Below are 17,722 nucleotides of genomic sequence, written 5' to 3'. Positions count from 1 at the left end.
CAGGCCCGAGGGATACGCCAAACAGCGCAATCTGGCCAACCTCTACGAATACCCCCCAAACCAAGGGCACCATAGGCCCACAGCGAGTTCCTGAGAGCGTCCTAGAGCGTAGATACACCCTGAGAGCAACCCCCACTGGTAGCGCTGGCCAGTGGGGGTTTGTTTTTAAAGCACAATGTCCTAGCGCGATCGCAGTGGCCCAAAGACGTTGGCCCATGCTGCCCTGGTGACGATAGGACAGTAACCACCGCAGAGGATAGTATAGGATTACTACTGCATCTATCTTCCCTACCTCCAATGCTGTAAACCCTTATTCTTTCTAGGGTCTAGCCATGTTCGCTTTGGTAGATTGCAACTCTTTTTTCGCATCCTGTGAGAAAGTCTTCCGGCCCGACCTGGAGGGCAAGCCAGTGGTGGTGCTCTCAAATAATGATGGGTGTGTCGTGGCGAGATCGCCCGAAGCAAAGCCGCTGGTGGCCATGCAGGCAACGCTGTACCCTATCCAAGACCTGGTGAACCGGGGCAAGATCCACGCCTTCTCATCAAACCCGGTGCTTTACAAAGACATGTCGCGGCGGGTCATTCAGACCCTTCAGCACTTCAGCCCCGAGGTCGAGCAATACTCTATCGACGAAGCTTTCTTGGGCCTGCACGGGTTCACCAAAGCTGACCTGGGGGACTACGGCCAGAAGATTCGCACCACCGTCAAGCAGTGGACGGGCATTCCGGTATCGGTGGGCATTGCCAAAACCAAGACCCTGGCCAAGCTAGCGGCCCATGAGGCCAAGCGCTACCCAAACCTGAATGGAGTACTCGACTTTGAATCCCTGGCCGATCCTGACGCTGTGCTGGCCAGCCTCGACGTGGGGGAGGTATGGGGCATTGGCAAGAATCTCAAGGCCAAGCTCAACGGCATGGGCATCAAAACGGTGCTCCAACTCAAGCAGGCTGACGAGCGAGTGATCAAGAAGAAATTTGGCGTACTGGGCCTGAGAACCCTTTTGGAGCTGCGCGGCACCCCCTGTTTCCCCATGGAGCCCGTAGCCGCCCCGGTCACCATGCGGATTGTCTCTCGCTCCTTTGGCCACCTGGTCACAGAACTATCGGACATCAAAGAGGCTGTGGCCACCTACACCACCCGCTGTGCCGAGAAGCTCAGGGCCGATGGCCTAGTGGCGGGTCACTTCACCGTCTCCATGCGTACCAGCTACTACCGCCCCGAGAACCAATATGGTGCCGCCCGCTCTGTGGCTCTCGACCCGCCCACTAACGATACCGCTGTGCTCATCCATGAGGCCATGACGCTAGCTGAAGCAGCATTTACACCGGGGTATGAGTACCTGAAGGCCAAAGTCATCGCCACTGAGCTAACCCCTGTGGGCGAGGTGCAAGGCAGCTTGTTTGCGGCCCCGGTGGATACTGAGAAGCGCGATCGCTTGATGGCAGCGATGGATAACCTCAACCGCAAGCTCAGCCCTGATGCTGTGAAGTTTGGCGCGATGGGCCTCAAGCCTACCTGGGCGATGCGGTCAGAGTATTTCTCCCAGCGCTATACGACTCACTGGGGGGAGATCCCAACTGTGAAAGCTTGGCAGGTCAGTCCTATAAGACAGCGGGACACCGCTCAGGCCAAACTGTAGAGACCAGCTACTAAAATTCTTACCTGTGTCCTCTACTTCCACTGACCCCGTTTCCTATACCGCCCAGATTGTGGCGGCTAAGCGGGCTATAGAGCAGTTTCTCCCTACCCCCCTATTCAATGACCCTTATGCAAAAGACTTGGCTGGTGATGAAGTTGAGCATTTATTAGCTAAATGGCGGGAAGTAGCAGACAGACAGGGGCGATCGCTCGCAGATATTATTGCCAAGCGCACCCGCTACATTGCCATCCGTACCCGGTTCTTTGATGACCTGCTGCTGGCCACGCTGCCCCAGTTCTCCAAGCCTCAAGTCGTCATCCTGGGTTCAGGACTCGATACCAGAGCCTATCGGTTACCCTGTCCACCTGCTACCACCCTCTATGAAGTCGATTTGCCAGGGGTTTTAGATTACAAGGCCAATGCCCTACGGAACATCAAACCGAACTGTCGCCACTATATGATTGCTGGGGACTTGGAAAATTTTCAGTCAGGGTGGATTGCTCGACTACTAGAGGCAGGTTTGAGGCAGGAAAGTCCTACTATCTGGCTCCTTGAAGGCGTTGTCATGTACCTGCCAGAACCTTCAGCTCACTCTCTACTGAGGACTATTGCGGCGTTGAGTTGCCCTGGTAGTGTGCTGGGCATGGATGCGGTAAAAAGCGGTTCTATACTGGCAGCTCACAACGCTGAGAACGCCGATCGGGGGCGAGTGGTACGCCACTGGCAATTTGGCTGCGACGAACCTCAGCAGCTATTGCAGGGCTATGGCTGGAGTGCTGAAGTAAGCAAACCTCAGGATATTGGACAGGCGCACGGTAGATACCCAAAGTCTATGCCAGTGACAGCAGAGGTGGGTGGTCACCAGCAGGAGAGAGGGGTTTGGCTGGTGAAGGCTAGGAAAGACCGATGACGATCCTCGATTCAGATAAGGCCACAGAGAGAACCTGCTGACTACCCACTACACCATGGCTATGGCATCGTAGCCTCGCCCACGGAGACTGAAATCTATGTGGTGCAGATGTTTAGCTTTCCAGCACAGTAGGCAAGGGTGAAGACTCACGCTTCCACTACCTGCTTCCATTCCGCTAGAGCCAATGCAACCAGATCTTCAACTGACTCAAACTGTGGTCTATAGCCCAGTAGCGGCTCACAGAGCTTGGCATAGCCCCCATAGGTGAAATGGTACTGGGTCAGCCCAGCACGACTTTTCCCCAGATAGAAGGTGACAGTCTTTTCTTCAAACCACAGTGAGATATTAGCCCAGGCCAACCCTTTCACCCTTTCTTGTTTGTATCTATGGCCTGGTGCCCCAAACTCTTTTTTGGGGTAAGGCAGCATTAGGTACAGTGCGGGTAGGTTGAAGCCTCCAGGGGGAAAGAACTCGGCGCACAGCTTGGTTTTGTAGACCTCCTTCTCGCCCTTGGCCAGACCATACTGGGTTCGACTCGATCGGCCTACTTCCCTCATGCGGTCGTCAAACTCAAGGATTTGGAGCCTCAAGGCTGAAGCCAGTTCGGCTCGTTCTGGGGTCATCTGCTCCAGCTGCGCCCGCAGAGACTTGGGTGGCCGCCCAATGACCCGCGCAGGCGTGGGCGCTGGCTCCCCATCAATGGGCTGAAGGAAAGGATGAAATCTGGCATCTATCTCAACTGCTGTTTCTGCTGCTGAGTCAGCGCTGGCAAGCTGAAAGCCGAAGCGATCGCCAGCGCCACTGATCGCGAATCGGCAAAACTCGAAGTCGAGGCGGCTATGCTCTCGATCAATGTGATTGTGGGCATGGAAGGTGGGGGCGATCGCCACCAGGCGGATGGGCAAGCTGTAGTCTACCTGGTCAGCAAAGGGCTGAGCCTGGCGCAAGCTGGCGTAGTACCGGGTGAGTTGCTGGACCACGTAGCGATCTTCGACATTCTTTAGTTCGAGGACGACCAGTTGGTGTTCTGGGGTGGTGGCCAGGATGTCGCAGATCTGGCCCTTGATGCCGTACTAGCGGGCCAGGGGCTTGAGGTTGAACAGTGGCTCTAAACTAGCCCAAATGAACTCTTCTAGGTCGAACTCACTGGTGAACACCCAATCTGTCATAGCTTCTCTTGATCGATGAGTAGTCAATCCCCAGACTTGCAGCGTACCCGCGAACCCTCACCGATCGCATTGGTGGGGTAGGTTTGAAACACTCGCTTTACCCCCTGCTCATAGCCCTCAAAGGTATAGGCTGGGGCGGTGGTCAGCAGCGCCTCGATCAACTTCTGGGTAAAGAAGGGCGACATGGTAAAGAACCGCAGCGCTTTGACTGTCATCCCCGGCCAGTCGGTCAAAATGACGATGATGCCAAGGCGGGCCTCTGGAATCGTCCTGAAGGCATCAAAGGGGGGCAGAGCCTCGGGGTGAAAGCGGGCTAGATGGAAGGGGCATTCATGCCAGGGCAACACCACCTTTCCCTGCTGTGGTCGGCCAAAACCCCGGTTACCCACCACCTCAAACACTCGAAAGCAGACAAAGGGCATAGACTCAACAACATTCAGCCCAAATTCAAACACCCCATGCTCAATCCCTCTGATTTCTGCTGGGCGTAGCTTGCTGAGGCTGATCAACAACTCACAAGAGTCATCGGCCCAGCTAAATCTTGCTCCCTCAGCCTCGTGGGGGCGATCTAAACGCTCTCCTACCGCAATATGCTCTAGCTGGTCAGCCATGGGGTTTTGGGGCTTACAGGGGTACTTAAAATTACAGTCTACGTTTGCCTGGGTGGCGACAAACTCAAAGTCTCTGGGCCTAGAAGGCGATCGCCTACCGTCAGGGCCAGAGCGGTAGAGACTGCTACCCTAGCTCCAGCGGAATTTCACTTCGGCCCCTGGCGTTCACACCGTGTCCCCGAAGGGGAATCGCATCGGGGGCTTTTGCTTTCCCGCCATCCCTAGCAATCCCGCCCATGCGATCGCTCCTCTGAAATCGGAAAAACCGCTTCCGATTTCACGCGCCTGACAGGAGAACGACCTGGGCTGAGCCTATTCCTAACCCGGCGAAAAACTCTAGATTGACCGACATAGATTTATTGACTGCCATAATAAACCTAGTAGACGATGCCGTTCACTAACGTACCGTTTAACCAACCGTGGCTATAGCCTCTCTATCCCAAACGTTCGACACGACCTGCAGCGAAATCATCACCACGATGGACAAGCCCATCGAAAACGGCGATCGCACCAAGCTGACTCGTAAGGAGTTGGAGGAGCTAATCTCCATCCTGATGGCTCAACTAGTAGCCATGAATGCCCTCGGAGTGGAATCTGCGCGCCTACATGGCTAGCTAGAGCAGTAATGCTGGTTCATCCGCGCAACATCCTCAGCAAATCTTGCACGCACCTCCTCTGGCCCTACGACAATGCAGTTGGCCCCATAGCGACGGACTTCGCGAAAGAACCAAAAGGTGTGATCGATCTGCCGCACAATGCGGCGGGCCTGTTGGTCAGGCAGCCACTCGTTCACCAGGTCAGCTTCGGTTTTGGAGCGATAGCTAAAGGCCAGACTGTTCAGTAGCCAGAACTCGACCTGAATGGTGCTGAGCTGAGGTTGCCAGTGCCCCTCTGCCGGGGATATGACGGCTTCGTCGGGGATACGGTCGAGGCGGAGGGACCAGTTGTGGAGCAGAGCATCAATGTCGCGGCTGCCTTCGGTCTCCTCGCACCAGCATTCCAAGTACTGGCGGTCTTCTTGGGTGACAATTTTGGCGTGGCGGATAGTGAAGTTCCACAGGCGACCGGCGGCGTCTTGGTAGGTGAGGCGAAAGGGACGCTGACGCAGGATACAGCGCTCGATCTCCATGCGCCAGGGAGTGCTAGGCCGATCCACAAAGGCTTGAATTTCTTGCCGCAGGGGTAGGTTGATCTCGCTGCGCTCTAGCAACAACTCGGCGATCGCCACGGCTTCGGCCAAATAGCCCAGGTCAACGCACAGGTTGCGGGCACGGTTGAGGGCATTGATGCGATCGCGCTCCCAGTCGTGGTTAGTAGCCAGGCGCAGCTCACTATTGGCAATGGCCTTGACCAGTTTTGAGACATTGGGGTTGTCGCCCCAAGTTTGGCCAAACGCCAGCGCCAGCTGCTCTAGCTGTGTTTTTTCTTGGTCTGAAACTGAGAGCGTCAGTGCGCGGCCCTTGCGAGTCATTTTGGTAATCACCCTAAGTGTACGGACACTTTACATGGATTAAGCCTTGAATATCTCTATTGTGATTGCCATGATGGGGAAAAGCAACAGCGCACGGACATTTTATGATGATTCGGCCCATGCCAATGAATGAGAGAACGCTCTTAGAGCGCATCACAGTAGACCCAACGTTATTTGGGGGTAGGCCCGTTATCCGAGGGCGAACCATAACCGTTGAGAGGGTGCTAGTGACTATGGTCGAGGGGGCATCTTTAGAAGGGGTTTTGGAGATTTATCCAGAACTAACACGAGACGACATTTTAGCTTGCCTTGAATATGCCCGCCGATTGATTGCTGTTATGCGATTAAAAGGTACGGATTTACTCTCTAAATAAGGGCAACTTACAGAACAAACGCTAACCGCCGAAGGAAAGACTTTATACTGTGACCTTCCTGTTAAGATATTCCCTCAAAAATTAGGCAAAGGTTGTATAAATTTTTCTATCATTTTTAGGGATTTTCAATGCACTTTCAGAAAAAGGTTTAAACCTATGGCTTTCTATACCTAAGATGATTTTGATGGTTAGCCTTCAAATGCTCCCAACTATCACTTCAAATGTTCAACCGCAAAGGCAAAAATAAGCTTGACTTCTCCAAGTCAGATGGCCAAGGGTTAGATCCCTATAATCAAGAAAGTGAAACGTTTAATCAGGATCACGTAATGCCAAATCAAAACGAAACAAACAGCAAGCTTGATGACCTTAAGGCCGACCTGCAGGCTATGGTTCAAAAGTTAGACATGGACAATAGCGTGAAGGAGGTATTTCTTCAGTCTATTATTTTTAAGATTGAAAGCAATGTAGGGCTAGCGACATTACAGGAGAAACTAAGTATCCTCTATGAATACGAGAAAAATTATCTAGAGTTGATAAAGAACTACAAGGAAGAGATAAAATTTGCGACAAGCTTGCAAGAGGAAGTGAGGAAGGAGCGCACAAAGTTTTTTGCCGAATCGCTTAAGGAAGTTTCCGAAACTCTTTCTACATCTCAAGTAGACAATAAAGTAGCCTCTGTATGGATAAAAGAACTTGTAGAAAGCTATACAAGAAGTCTGGATTTATCTGCCAGCCTCATTGAAGAGAATACTTTAGACATGGTTAGTGAAATCAAGCAAGAAGCCAGAAAAGAGATGGACAATGCGAAGATGAATTCAGGGTTAGGCAATGAATGAAAAATCAAGAAACCCTTGAAATACTAGCCTATCTTAAGAAATGTCGTCAAAATCTTCTTTCTGCATTTCTCAATGAAGAAAAAGAAGTCTTTATTCCTATGTTTGAGTTTGAGGATGACATTCTTTTGATGGAGCTTGCAATTGAGGATTTTTTTATTGGCTGGATAAATCATCATTTCCAGTTTTTGGATTGTGTTTCCAGCGCCCTTCCCGAGGGCACGGACGAGGTGCAAAAGCTTTTCTTAAACTCAATGTTGGCCTTTATTCAAAAATATATTGAATTCAAGGACTCAACCTTATCCAAAGAGAGTGGAGACTTTGTCTACAGTATTCTTGAAGACAAGCGACAATCTCTAAAGGCGATTCTCGATGTCAATAAGAGATCGAGTGAGAATTACAAGAAACTGCTTTATCTACATAGAAAAGACAAAGCCCTGTTTCAACGCCAATTAAAATCTCTAATGGAGGAAAGATAAGTGTCTATATTTGGAATGTTCGATAAGCTAGACGACATTGTTTATGCACCGATCAAGTTGATGACGGACTGGGCAAGTGAGCCTTTAAGAGCAGCAGAACATAAGAGAGATCTAGAAAAACAAGCTGCCTCGAAGAATATAGAGGCTCAGCTTAGGCGAGAAGAGAAAGAGCTAGAGGTCAATCTCTCGATCAAAAAGGAAACGGAAATAAAAAGAATTTTGGTGGAGATAGAACAATGCAAGAAAGATAGGGAGTTCGCAAGAATGACGGCTGTTTCTGAAGCCATCATGAAATATCAACAAGAACTAACTAAGCTGAACGTCAATGCTATTAACGCCATTGGTCACATGCAACTTGACTTGCGGGACAAAGCGCAAACTCTCGTATATGAAAGAACTATAAAATACAAAGAACTTCAGGATAGTGCATTTAATGAAGCCGCTGAAGACTTAAAAAAAATCGAAGAAAGATTTTCCGGCAATGCCATGGCTCAAGAGATTTTGATTAAAGCTGTGGATCAAAGGCTTGCAAATATAATCAATACGGCTCACAATTTTCTTCTTGAGTTGAATGCTGATATTAAACTATTGAACCAGAATATAAGCATTTTGGCGGACAAAGGTCAATTTTTTATAGAACAGCATCTCGACAAATTTCATGTAATTGATTCAACAGTCAAAGAAGCTAGAAGAATCGAGGGTGAACAGGTATCAAAGAATATTTAATGCGTAGCTAAAATGGCTGAGAAAGAGCGATAAGGGCGTCTAGAACTTTCGGGTCACTTGCCAGGAAAAGATATGGATAGTGTCAGAGTACTAGCCGAACCAAAACGGCCATTGAATCTTGGCTTGGGGCAAATTGTAAGAGTCCGGTCTCGTCAGTATCTCATCGAAGAAATAACCCCTGCCTCGGTGGCCACGGGCGATACCCTGGTGCGCCTGGCTTGCCTGGAAGATGATGCCCAGGGGGAAGCGCTAGAGGTGTTTTGGGAACGGGAGATCGACGCCCAGGTGATCGAAACCTCCTCCTGGGAGGCGGTGGCCCATAAGGGTTTTGATGACCCGCGCTATTTCTCTGCCTACCTCCACGCCCTGCGGTGGAACTGCGTCACCTCTACCGAGCCAAGGCTCTTTCAGGCCCCCTATCGGGCGGGGATTGAGGTCAAGGCCTACCAGCTAGAGCCGCTACGCAAAGCCCTACGGATGCCCAGGGTGAATCTGTTCATTGCCGACGATGTGGGGCTGGGCAAAACCATTGAGGCAGGGCTGATCCTGCGCGAGATGCTGATGCGGCAGAAGATTAAGCGGGTAGTGATCTCTTGCCCGCCGTCGGTGGTGCGCCAGTGGCAGGAGGAGATGGAGAGCCGCTTTGGCCTCACATTCATCGTGTTTGATCGCGAGTTTGTGGCCTCTAAACGGCGCGAGCGGGGCTATGGTATCAACCCCTGGAAGACTCACACCCGCTTCATTATTTCTCATGCCTTGCTGCGGGATGAAACCTATGCTGCCCCCCTGCGGGACTGGCTGGGCGATTTCTCCGCCGGGTCGATGCTGATTTTAGATGAGGCTCACAATGCCGCTCCGGCCAGTGCCTCGCGCTATGCCGTGGATTCGCAGTTGACAAAGGTGGTGCGCGAGCTGGCTCCCCGGTTTGAGCACCGGCTGTTTTTGTCGGCCACGCCCCACAATGGCCACTCCAATAGCTTTGCGGCCCTGCTCGAAATTCTTGACCCCCAGCGGTTTTGCCGGGGGGTGCCGGTACGCAGCAAAAAGCTGCTGGATGCGGTGATGGTGCGGCGGCTCAAGCAAGACTTGCGGGAAATCAACGAGCCCGACTTCCCCAAGCGGGAGATTGTGCCGGTGGTGATTGATAAGCTGCCGGAGGATGCGCCAGAGCTAAAGCTGGCTCGGTTACTGCAAACCTACCGCAAGCAACGGGAGCAGCGCCTGAAGGATGCCCCCCGCTCAACCCAGACCGCGGCCCTGCTGGTGCTCACCAACCTACAAAAGCGGCTGCTGTCGTCGATCGAAGCCTTTGCCCGCACCCTCAGCGTCCACCGTCGGGCGATTGAGCGGCAGGTTCAGCAACAGCAGAACGTGACCCAGGGCAGCCTGTCCCTCTTGCTAGAGAGTCCTGGATCTGACGATGACCGGGCCGACCTGCAAGAAGACGAGGTGCTGGCGGAGGAAGACCGGCAGATGGAGAAAGCCACCTACGCCGCCGGGGAGGCAATTTCTCAGGAGGAGCTGGCCCTGCTGGAAGAGATGACCCAACTGGCGGAGCAGGCCCGGCGACAGCCCGATAGCCGAATTGTGGAGTTGGAGAAATGGCTGCGCCAAAACCTCTGCCCCGACCTGGGGCAGCCCAGGGCCAAGTGGCTAAATCGGCGGGTGCTAATCTTTACGGAATACACCGACACCAAGCGCTATCTGGAGCAGCAGCTCAAGGCGATCATCGCGGGCAGCGATCGCGAGGATGATCGTATTGGCACCTTCCACGGCGGCATGGGCGACGATCGCCGCGAGGAAATCAAAGCCGCCTTCAACGCTGACCCGGCCCACAACCCCCTGCGAATTCTGATCGCCACCGATGCGGCGAGGGAGGGGGTGAATCTGCAAAACTTCTGCGCCGACCTATTTCACTTTGATGTGCCCTGGAACCCCAGCCGCATGGAGCAGCGCAACGGGCGGATTGACCGCAAATTGCAGCGATCGCCTATTGTTCGCTGCCACTACTTTGTCTTGCTCCAGCGGCCCGAAGATCGGGTGATTGATGTGCTGGTGAAAAAGACCCAGCGCATTCAGGAGGAACTGGGCAGCCTGTCACCAGTGGTGGAAAAGAATGTGACGAAACTGCTGGAGCAGGGCATCCGGGCTGAGCAGACCGAGGCGTTGAGCGGTGCCATTGATAATGCCGACCAGGCCGATGCCGAGTCTACCGGGCGGGGCACTGCGATTAAAGAAGAGCTGGAGGCGATTCGCCTCAGGCAAGACAAGCTGCGGCAGCAGCAGGTGGAGCTAGAGGGCATGTTGCGCGATTCGAAGGAGTGGTTGGGGCTGAGCGATCGCCACTTTCGCGATGCCCTGTCGGTGTCGTTGGAGATTATGGGGTCGGCGGCGCTAGCGCCCCTCTCGGCGGCAGAGGCGGTGGACAACGAAGAGCGCAGCCGCTGGACGGTGCCCGCCCTCGACCAGCAGGCCGGGGCCGACCCCTCCTGGGCCACAACCCTCGATACCCTGCGGGCACCTCGGCAGCGGGGCCAAAAGCTGTGGGACTGGCGCAAGGAAGCGCCGATTCGCCCGGTGGTGTTTCGCGATCCGGGGTCGCTGGATGGGGAGGTGGTGCACCTGCACTTGGAGCACCGTATGGTGCAGCGGCTGCTGGGGCGATTTCTCTCCCAGGGGTTTCTCTACGATGAGCTGACTCGGGCCTGTGTGTGCCGCACCGATGACCCGATACCGAGGGTGATTATTTTGGGGCGGCTGTCGCTCTATGGAGAGCGGGCGGCTCGGCTGCACGATGAGGTGGTGACGGTAGCGGCGGAGTGGCTAGACCCGGAGGCTAGGGGCAGGGGCAAGCTGCGCCCGCTGACGGAGGGGGAGAAAAAGGATGTGATGCAAATCTTGGAGGCCTCGCTGGCGAATCGGCGGCTCCAGGAGGTGCCGGAGACGCTGATGGAGCGGCTGAAGGGGTTTGTGGGCCGCGATGTGGAGGATTTGCTGCCGAACCTGGAGCGGCGGGCGACGGAGCTGACGGAACGGGCAAAGCGGAAGCTGGCCCAGCGGGGCGATCGCGAAGCAGCAGAGATGAAGACGCTGCTGGAGGAACAGCGGGACAGAATTCTGAAGCAGGAGCAGCAGTATGAGACGTTGCAGCTCGGGCTATTTAACCGCGACGAGATGCGACAGATCGAGGCGGATCGGCGGCACTGGCGCACTAGGGTGGAGCAACTGGCGGAGGAGATTGTGACGGAGCCGGAGCGGATTCAGCAGACCTATCAGGTCAAGGCTGAGCGCATTGAGCCGGTGGGAATTGTGTATTTATGGCCAGTATCGAGCTAAGGAGGCAGACGCAATGGAAAGCATGAGACTACGGGATTGTAAACAGGCTTTATGTAGCCATTTTGGTGTGGCTACCTCTAGGGAACTGCGAAAAAATCAAGTATGGCTGGAGTTTGCTGAAGAGAACAGATTACCAGCCCTTCATGGGTGCGATGCTTGGAAGCAAGCTTATGAAGCCGTGTTCGACTTACCCCAAACGGAAGACAGCGAAACTCAAGTCCCTGATTTAGAAGGGGTTGTCAATCAGGGCCTGAAAAGCTTTCAAACTTTTACTAAATCAGTATGGCCCTCAAAGGAGGTTACAGAAGCGGTTGATAATCTTCAAGGCGGAGTCACTGACATGGGAGATGTTGTCGAAGATGCGATCGCAAATGGTTTGACAAACATCCAGGACTTCACCGACAACGCTTTGGGAGCCATGTTCTCCGTTTTTCAGAGTCCGAAGCGTGAGAGTGAGACCAAAGCTGAGGAAACCGCCAGTGAAGACGAGGAACTGGCCTCAGCCGAAAACGGCTCGGTAGAAGAGATTGTTCTAAAGGTAATCAGTCATCAGGGTTGGGATGTTGAGGCTTACCAACCCGTATCAGAGGAAACTGCTTCGTTTACAGAACTGCAAGATCCAGCTGGTAATACGGTTGGGGCACTACTGCAATATTCTCCTGAGCAAAGCCAGCAGCTCATAGACCATTTTCGGGGCTTAAGCTTACATAGCCCAAATGCTTGGCATCAAGGCAGATTGAACTCAGCAGTAGTAGACCAGTTAGGGGCGACCTCAGCAGTGGTGGCTTCTGGTTTACAGACAGGGCAGCTGCTTAGGGTGGTCGGCCCGCCAGAACTGGTTTCTGGTATATCCAAGGGAATTTACAAGATGGTTCAAAGTGGCGGCGCGTCTCTTGGAACTGTGAAAAATGTCACTGGAAGTAAGTTTGCTGGGCAACTCCAGTTTGCTCAAGCTTCTGCTGTGCCCATTCTGGCTCCTGTGGTTGCCTACCAGGTGCTCCATGCAATTGTGGGTACCCAGCAGCTAAACCAAATCAATCAGCGACTGGCCCACATGGAGAAAACCCTGGAAGAACTCCATGTCAGGCAAGAAGCCGAGGTGCTGGGCGAAATCTACTACGCTATCAACGTCTTGGACGACATCCAGGCAGAGCGGATGAACACTGGCGTGTTCACAGCAGATGCTAGTAACCGTTTAGCTCTGGTCGAGAAGAACATTTTGGCAATCCTTGAGCGAAATCGACTGCTCGTCGAACGGTTTAGAGATAAGGCGAAACACACTAGATATCAACGAGGTCGTCAAGGTGCCCGCAGTGCGGCAGAGCTACTTAAGTCAAATGGGAAGCAGGCGCTCCACGATATGCAGTGCTTAATTGGGCTTATTGCCGCTGACCTTAAGCTTGAGCAGATGTTGCTCCTGCAAGCTATGCAAAACAATCCTACGGATGTGGGGCGGCGGCAAGAGCGCATTCGCAACAAAATGCAGAAGCACGAACAGGCACTAGAAAATCTCCCGTCAGTGAAGGAGCTTGAGCGCCATGCCGATGCTTGCCTGAAGGCCATGCGGTGGTGGGAAAAGCTCACTGATTTTGGCCAAACCAAGAAAGAGGTCAGAGAGTTCCAAGCTTATGGGCTAGAGGATGCTAAACCAGCGCTTGCGGCACTTAAACCAGGTTTAAATGGCTATGTCTTTTGGCAAGACAAAGAGGGTATTCAAGTCTTTTCTATGTCTGGTGATGACCTTCGGCTTCGACCAACTCAGTTAGCTGCTGAGCAAGACTTGGACGTCTTGCAAGTGATGGTCAAAGAGCACGTCGTTGCTGGCAATACCTATAAGTTGCAGATCCCAGAAATAACAGAACCCGTAAGAGTTGCTGTAGATGAGGAGGTAGAACCAGGTCTTTGGTTGGGTAAACAACTTGACCAGGAACTGAGGCAATCCGTATTGATTCGAGCTCAGGACTACTTCAAACCCCATCCCAATTTTGGGCTAGGTTAGGCAGCACTCTCAAAGTAAGCATTTTTCTGCAATACAGTTCATTGTCACCATGCCATCTAAAGACCTCGACATCCTTAGACACCAAGAATGGCTCGGCCTGCTGCAACCGGTGGGTTTGGTCGTGTCGCCGCCTGCGCTGATCAAAGCCCAGGCGGTGATCGATCGCGCCAAACTGGTAGACCTGCAAGAGCGGCTGCAAGGCGTAGTCTCCACCGAGGCGATCCCGCGCCATAAGAATGAGGGTATTGCCTGGATTGAGAACTTCCCCGCCTTTACCCAGAAAGTGCTGAATTGGATGCCCGAAGACCTGGTGGTGGCGGCAGACCTGCCCGATCGCCTCTCGGCGGTACTGCCCAGCTATGGCGAGACCCTGCGGCCCACCTATGGGGTTAAAGACCCCGACAGCGACGAGTGGGTTTTGCTGGTGCAGGAAATGGCACCGGGGCTGCCGTTGGATGAGGATGATCCGGCGGCGGCGACGGGGCAGGGGTGGAAGGCGAGTTTTCAGGCCAAGTTTGAGCGGTTGCTGCGGGAGACGGGGATTCCTACCGGGCTGCTGGTGAATGGTACGGAGATGCGGCTGGTGTACGCCCCCAGTGGCGAGTCGTCGGGGTATCTGACGTTTCCCGTACAGGCGATGGTGGAGGTGCCGGGGCGGCTAATTTTGGGGGCGCTGAATCTGCTGATTGGGGCCGATCGCCTCTTTAACGTGCCCGAAAACCAGCGGTTAAACCGGCTGCTGGTGGAGAGCCGCAACTACCAGGCCGAGGTTTCGAATAAGCTGGCCAGCCAGGTGCTCGATGCCCTATGGGAACTGCTGCGCGGCTTCCAGGCGGCAGATGCTGCCGCCAACGGCAAAATCTTTGCCCCCCTCTTATCTCCCCTCTCCCGTTCTGGGAGAGGGGCCGGGGGTGAGGGCCAACACATCTACGGTGGCCTGATCGCCACACTGATGCGGCTGGTGTTTTTGCTCTACGCCGAAGACGAGGGGCTGATGCCCGACGATGAGGTCTACCAGCGCCACTATGCCGTGTCGGGCCTCTACGAAAAGCTGCGGGAAGACGCGGGCAGCTACCCCGACACGATGGATCAGCGCTATGGGGCCTGGGCTACGCTGCTGAGCCTGTTTCGGCTGGTGTATGACGGCGGCGGTGCCTACGACGAATATCTGCCCGCCCGCCACGGGCAACTGTTTGACCCCGACGAGTACCCGTTTTTAGAAGGGCGACCCCAGGGCACCCAGTATGAAACCCATGGCCGGGTAGAAGCGCCCCGCATTGCCGATGGGGTGATTTACCGAATGCTCGACAAGCTGCTGATGCTGGAGGGGGAACGCCTCTCGTACCGGGCGCTGGATGTGGAGCAGATCGGCTCGGTGTATGAGGCGATTATGGGCTACGAGGTGGAGGTGGCCGAGGGGCTCTCCATTGCGGTGAAGCCGAAGGATGTGGTGATCAATGTCGAGGCGCTGCTGGCGGAGAAGCCGGGGAACCGCGCCAAGGTGCTGCAAGACTGGGCCGAGTGCAAGCTGACGGGCAAGGGGGCGCCGGCGCTGAAGGAGGCCACAACCCCAGCCGATCTGGTGGCGGCCCTGGGCAGTCGGGTGTCGTCGCGGACGCTGAACCTGTTGCCTCCCGGTGATCTGTACCTGCAACCGGGGGAAGAACGCCGCCGCACGGGCTCGCACTACACGCCGCGAAAGCTGACCCAGCCGATTGTAGAAACCACGCTGCGCCCCATTTTTGAGCAGTTGGGCGATCGCCCCACCCCAGAGCAGATTTTGAACCTGAAGGTGTGCGACCTGGCGATGGGGTCGGCAGCATTTTTGGTGGAGGCCTGTCGGCAACTGGCGGAGAATCTGGTGGAAGCGTGGGATACCCACGGCCAGCCCGCTGACCTGCCTGCGGCGGTGGAACCGTTGCTCTATGCCCGTCGCCTGGTGGCGCAGCGGTGCCTGTATGGGGTAGACAAAAACCCCTTTGCGGTGAACCTGGCGAAGCTGTCGCTGTGGCTGGTGACGCTGGCCAAAGACCAGCCCTTTACCTTTGTGGATCATGCGCTGAAGTGTGGGGATTCGCTGGTGGGGCTGACGCGGGCGGAGATTGGCAGCTTTGGCAAAGACACGACGGAAGACCTGCCGCTGTTTAAGTACCTGAAGGAAAAGGTAGACCGGGCGAAGGCGTACCGCACCCAGATACAAGCGCTGGATACGCGGACGGATGCGGATGCGGAGGAGAAACTGGCCCAGTGGCAACGGGCAGAACGGGAACTGGAGGAGGCGAAGCTGATTGGCGATGTGAAGATTGCGGCGTTTTTTGCAGGCAAGAGCAAGAAAGACCGCGAAGCTAAACTCTCGGAATACGCCGACCTCGTCCGCACCTGGCGACAATCTGTCTACACCCAGGGCGATCCATCTACCCATTCACCCATCGACGCATCCACTTACTCCCCCCTCACCGAAATCCAGAACTCTATCCGCAATGCTGAAAAGCCCATCACGCCGTTTAACTGGGAAATTGAGTTTCCAGAGGTGTTTGATCGGGAGAATCCTGGGTTTGATGCGATCGTGGGGAATCCGCCGTTTTTGGGTGGAACTCTGATTTCAGGTTCTTCCTCAAAGGAGTATCTGGATTGGATCACAAACGTTTTTCCGGAGACTGGAAACAGAACTGATTTAGTTGCTTATTTCTTTAGGAGAGCTTTCGATCTCATACGCAAGGAAGCAGCTTTGGGCCTAGTTGCAACTAATACCATTTCTCAAGGTGATACTCGAACTGGCAGCCTTAGTTGGATTTGCAAAAAAGGAGGGACAATCTTTGAAGCAGAGCGTAGATTCCGCTGGCCCGGCTTAGCTGCTGTCATCGTTAGCCTAGTTCATATTTTCAAAGGATCTTTGCCCGCTCCATTTCGCCTAAACAAACGAGAAGTGACAAAAATTACGGCATTTCTATTCCATGCCGGTAGCCATGAGGATCCAAAATCCCTTCCTCAAAACTCCGATCTCGTTTATGAAGGAGTTAAGCCTTATGGAGATGGTTTTCTTTTTGAGGATGGCAAAGAAAAGGCGACTTCAGTTACCGAGATGTACTCGTTAATTCAATCTAATTCTGAAAACAAGGAAGTCATATTTCCATATATCGGCGGCTCAGAAATCAACTCACATCCTGAGCAAAAACCTACAAGATACATAATCAATTTTGGTGATCGAAGTGAGGATGAGGCACGTAAATGGCCTGATCTGATCCAAATTGTCGAGGAGAAAGTGAAGCCAGAAAGAATGACCAAGGCACAGGATGTTGCAAACTGGCCTTGGTGGAAGTTCTGGAGAATGAGAAAAGAACTATATGAGAAAATTAGTGATAATTCAAGAACTCTTGCTATTTCACGAGTTAGTCAGTATCTAAGTATGGCATTCTTGCCAGTTAATGTTGTTTTCACAGAAGGCGTAGTTGTATTTGCCTTTGAGAAATATGGTGATTTTGCATTTCTTCAATCCAGGATTCATGAGATTTGGGCTAAGTTCTTTGGCTCATCAATGAAAGATGACTTGCGTTACACCTCCTCCGTTTGCTTTGATACTTTGCCCTTCCCCGAAAACTGGGAAACCGACCCCACCCTAGAAGCCATCGGCAAAACCTATTACGACTACCGCGCCGACCTCATGGTGCGCAACAACGAGGGTCTCACCGACACCTACAACCGCTTCCACGACCCCACCGAAACCCACCCCGACATCCTCCACCTCCGCCACCTCCACGATCAGATGGATCGCGCCGTCCTCGCCGCCTACGGCTGGGCCGATATCGACACCACCTGCGGCTTTGCCCTCGACTACCTCGACACCGACCCCGACGACCTCCCCCCCGAAGCTGCTGAGCGAGTTGCCAGCGGCGACCTCTTCTGGGTCACAGCCGACGAAGCCGCCGCCTTTGGTGCCCTCATCAGCACCGGCAAACGCAAACTCCCCTGGCGCTACAAATGGCCCGAAGCCACCCACGACGAAGTACTCGCCCGCCTCCTCGACCTCAACCAACAGCGCCATTTAGAAGAGGTAAGGGGGCATAAGGCGGCAGAGGGAGCGAAAAAGGCAAAAGGCAGCGTTCAACGTTCACAAGGGTCAAGGAAAACAAAATCAGCCCCCGAAACGCCCACTATTCCCGGTATGGAGATTTAA

The 17,722-nt window shown here is 53.9% G+C and carries 13 protein-coding genes; 10 read left to right on the top strand and 3 right to left on the bottom strand.

Annotated elements, in window-relative coordinates:
- Positions 1–332 precede the first annotated feature (332 nt).
- Complete coding sequence (locus tag H6G07_RS19450) at positions 333–1,640, top strand: Y-family DNA polymerase (protein WP_073609795.1); 1,308 nt, start codon at positions 333–335, stop codon at positions 1,638–1,640.
- 25 nt (positions 1,641–1,665) lie between these two features.
- Positions 1,666–2,550 carry an SAM-dependent methyltransferase gene (locus tag H6G07_RS19445; protein ID WP_073609794.1) on the top strand — a complete coding sequence of 295 codons (885 nt, stop codon included), beginning with the start codon at positions 1,666–1,668 and terminating at the stop codon, positions 2,548–2,550.
- Between the two features lie 146 nt (positions 2,551–2,696).
- Here the strand turns inward: H6G07_RS19445 and H6G07_RS19440 are convergent, their stop codons facing one another.
- Both H6G07_RS19440 and H6G07_RS19435 read right to left on the bottom strand, forming a co-directional pair.
- Positions 2,697–3,530 carry a hypothetical protein gene (locus H6G07_RS19440; RefSeq protein ID WP_084173369.1) on the bottom strand — a complete coding sequence of 278 codons (834 nt, stop codon included), beginning with the start codon at positions 3,528–3,530 and terminating at the stop codon, positions 2,697–2,699.
- A gap of 212 nt (positions 3,531–3,742) precedes the next feature.
- Positions 3,743–4,330, bottom strand: coding sequence for a hypothetical protein (locus H6G07_RS19435; RefSeq protein WP_073609793.1), 588 nt, complete (start codon positions 4,328–4,330; stop codon positions 3,743–3,745).
- A 419-nt stretch (positions 4,331–4,749) separates the two neighbouring features.
- On the opposite strand from H6G07_RS19435, the gene H6G07_RS19430 reads away from it, so the two are divergent.
- The gene (locus H6G07_RS19430; RefSeq protein ID WP_073609792.1) at positions 4,750–4,944 is read left to right on the top strand and encodes a hypothetical protein; all 195 of its coding nucleotides are present in this window, start codon (positions 4,750–4,752) and stop codon (positions 4,942–4,944) included.
- On the opposite strand, the gene H6G07_RS19425 is transcribed toward H6G07_RS19430, so the two are convergent.
- The gene (locus H6G07_RS19425; RefSeq protein ID WP_073609791.1) at positions 4,941–5,801 is read right to left on the bottom strand and encodes a WYL domain-containing protein; all 861 of its coding nucleotides are present in this window, start codon (positions 5,799–5,801) and stop codon (positions 4,941–4,943) included. The two genes, H6G07_RS19430 and H6G07_RS19425, sit on opposite strands and share 4 nt — an antisense overlap.
- Positions 5,802–5,905: 104 nt before the next feature.
- Here H6G07_RS19425 and H6G07_RS19420 point away from each other — a divergent pair, with 104 nt between their 5' ends.
- From H6G07_RS19420 to H6G07_RS19390, 7 genes are all read left to right on the top strand, one after another.
- Positions 5,906–6,175, top strand: coding sequence for a DUF433 domain-containing protein (locus tag H6G07_RS19420; RefSeq protein ID WP_338420717.1), 270 nt, complete (start codon positions 5,906–5,908; stop codon positions 6,173–6,175).
- Positions 6,176–6,396: 221 nt separating this feature from the next.
- Positions 6,397–7,011 carry a hypothetical protein gene (locus H6G07_RS19415; RefSeq protein WP_199312256.1) on the top strand — a complete coding sequence of 205 codons (615 nt, stop codon included), beginning with the start codon at positions 6,397–6,399 and terminating at the stop codon, positions 7,009–7,011.
- On the top strand, positions 7,008–7,487 hold the full coding sequence (locus tag H6G07_RS19410) for a hypothetical protein (protein WP_073609790.1): 480 nt from the start codon (positions 7,008–7,010) through the stop codon (positions 7,485–7,487). Before H6G07_RS19415 ends, H6G07_RS19410 begins: the two co-directional genes overlap by 4 nt.
- Positions 7,488–8,213 carry a hypothetical protein gene (locus tag H6G07_RS19405; protein WP_199312254.1) on the top strand — a complete coding sequence of 242 codons (726 nt, stop codon included), beginning with the start codon at positions 7,488–7,490 and terminating at the stop codon, positions 8,211–8,213.
- Between the two features lie 123 nt (positions 8,214–8,336).
- Positions 8,337–11,549, top strand: coding sequence for a DISARM system SNF2-like helicase DrmD (drmD, locus tag H6G07_RS19400; protein WP_242026873.1), 3,213 nt, complete (start codon positions 8,337–8,339; stop codon positions 11,547–11,549).
- Positions 11,550–11,562: 13 nt separating this feature from the next.
- Complete coding sequence (locus H6G07_RS19395) at positions 11,563–13,548, top strand: hypothetical protein (RefSeq protein WP_073609788.1); 1,986 nt, start codon at positions 11,563–11,565, stop codon at positions 13,546–13,548.
- Positions 13,549–13,597: 49 nt separating this feature from the next.
- A complete protein-coding gene (locus H6G07_RS19390; RefSeq protein ID WP_073609787.1) occupies positions 13,598–17,722 on the top strand; it encodes an Eco57I restriction-modification methylase domain-containing protein in 4,125 nt (1,374 codons plus the stop codon).

It is taken from the genome of Phormidium tenue FACHB-1052, from assembly GCF_014696675.1.
GTDB lineage: Bacteria > Cyanobacteriota > Cyanobacteriia > Phormidesmidales > Phormidesmidaceae > Nodosilinea > Nodosilinea tenuis_A.
This window is presented reverse-complemented; position numbering and strand designations above follow the sequence as displayed.

Excerpts from the sequence above, each read along its gene's own strand:
- H6G07_RS19450 (WP_073609795.1), top strand. The coding sequence starts at position 333 with ATGTTCGCTTTGGTAGATTGCAACTCTTTTTTCGCATCCTGTGAGAAA.
- H6G07_RS19435 (WP_073609793.1), bottom strand. The coding sequence starts at position 4,330 with ATGGCTGACCAGCTAGAGCATATTGCGGTAGGAGAGCGTTTAGATCGC.
- H6G07_RS19425 (WP_073609791.1), bottom strand. The coding sequence starts at position 5,801 with ATGACTCGCAAGGGCCGCGCACTGACGCTCTCAGTTTCAGACCAAGAA.
- H6G07_RS19420 (WP_338420717.1), top strand. The coding sequence starts at position 5,906 with ATGATGATTCGGCCCATGCCAATGAATGAGAGAACGCTCTTAGAGCGC.
- H6G07_RS19415 (WP_199312256.1), top strand. The coding sequence starts at position 6,397 with ATGTTCAACCGCAAAGGCAAAAATAAGCTTGACTTCTCCAAGTCAGAT.
- H6G07_RS19410 (WP_073609790.1), top strand. The coding sequence starts at position 7,008 with ATGAAAAATCAAGAAACCCTTGAAATACTAGCCTATCTTAAGAAATGT.
- H6G07_RS19395 (WP_073609788.1), top strand. The coding sequence starts at position 11,563 with ATGGAAAGCATGAGACTACGGGATTGTAAACAGGCTTTATGTAGCCAT.
- H6G07_RS19390 (WP_073609787.1), top strand. The coding sequence starts at position 13,598 with ATGCCATCTAAAGACCTCGACATCCTTAGACACCAAGAATGGCTCGGC.